The sequence below is a fragment of the Amaricoccus sp. W119 genome (genome assembly GCF_047275745.1).
GTDB lineage: Bacteria > Pseudomonadota > Alphaproteobacteria > Rhodobacterales > Rhodobacteraceae > Amaricoccus.
Genome location: NZ_JBKQWU010000122.1, coordinates 1 through 1,258, shown reverse-complemented (window position 1 = coordinate 1,258; position 1,258 = coordinate 1). Strand labels below are relative to the sequence as shown.

Sequence of the window (1,258 nt, the reverse complement as noted above, 5' to 3'; positions counted from 1 at the left end):
CACGCCTCCGGGCCACCCGGAGGGCTATATCGAGGCCTTCGCCAATCTCTATTCCGGCTTCGCCGAGGCGATCCGCGCGCGGGGCCTCGGCCGCGAACCCGGGCCGGCGGCGGAGGGGATTCCCACCGCCTATGACGGGTTGAAAGGTGTGGCTTTCGTGGAGGCGGTGGTGAATTGTCACGAGGCAGGCGCGCTCGCCTGGACGAGGCCGGACTTCGCCTGAGACCGAATTTAATCAACGGGAGGAAATACATATGAGGAAGTATCTGCTCGGAGGCGCCCTCGCGGCGCTCGTCGCGGGCGCGGCGCAGGCCGAGACCATCGGTGTCAGCATGGCGCTCTTCGATGACAACTGGCAGACGGTGCTCCGCAACAACATGCAGGAGTACGCGGCGACGCTCGACGACGTGACCCTGCAATTCGAGGATGCCAGCGGCGACATCTCGCGCCAGCAGAGTCAGATCGACAACTTCATCGCCTCGGGCGTCGACGGGATCATCGTCCTGCTCGTGGATGCCGACTCGGGCGCCGCGATGTCGGCCGCCGCCGCCGGGGCGGGGGTTCCGCTCGTCTTCGTCAATCTGATGCCGCCGAATGGCGACAGCCTGCCCGACAAGCAGGCCTGGGTCGGCTCGGACGAAGTGCTCGCGGGCACCCTCCAGGCCCAGGAGATCTGCAAGCGGCTCGGGGGCGAAGGCGAGGGGGTCATCATGCTCGGCCTGCTCGGCACTTCGGGCCAGCGCGGCCGGACGGAAGGTGTCCGCAACGTGCTCGAGACCCCGGAATGCTCGGGGATCACGATCGTCGACGAGCAGACCGCGAACTACATGCGTACGCCGGGCATCGACCTGATGACGAACTGGCTCACCAGCGGCATCCGGCCGGCGGCGGTCTTCTCCAACAACGACGAGATGGCGCTTGGCGCGATCCAGGCGCTGAAGGCCTCCGGCGTTCCGATGGACGAGGTGGTGGTCGGCGGCGTCGATGCGACCAAGGATGCCATGGCGGCCATGGCCGCGGGCGATCTGGACGTGACCGTGTTCCAGAACGCCGAGGGCCAGGGCATCGACTCTATCGACACGATGCAGAAGATCATCAAGGGCGAGCCCTACGAGAAGAAGACCTTCGTTCCGTTCGAACTGGTCACGCCGGAGAACGTGGCCGAATACGAGGCCCGGAACTGACAAATGCCGGGCGCTCCGATCCCGGAGCGCCCGAGGCACGGAAGGCGGGTACCCGCCGCGCGGCGCGTCCGCCG

Annotated in this window: 1 protein-coding gene and 1 pseudogene; both read left to right on the top strand. The window is 67.1% G+C overall.

Translation table 11 applies throughout. From position 1 onward, the window contains the following. Positions 1–223: pseudogene (locus tag ACLJK8_RS21975) on the top strand (gfo/Idh/MocA family oxidoreductase); the annotation flags it as partial. A gap of 31 nt (positions 224–254) precedes the next feature. Continuing rightward, positions 255–1,184 carry a substrate-binding domain-containing protein gene (locus tag ACLJK8_RS21970; RefSeq protein ID WP_413152565.1) on the top strand — a complete coding sequence of 310 codons (930 nt, stop codon included), beginning with the start codon at positions 255–257 and terminating at the stop codon, positions 1,182–1,184. Positions 1,185–1,258 lie beyond the last annotated feature (74 nt).

Bases quoted from the DNA above. Each gene is read 5' to 3' on its own strand.
- ACLJK8_RS21970 (WP_413152565.1), top strand. From the start codon at position 255: ATGAGGAAGTATCTGCTCGGAGGCGCCCTCGCGGCGCTCGTCGCGGGC.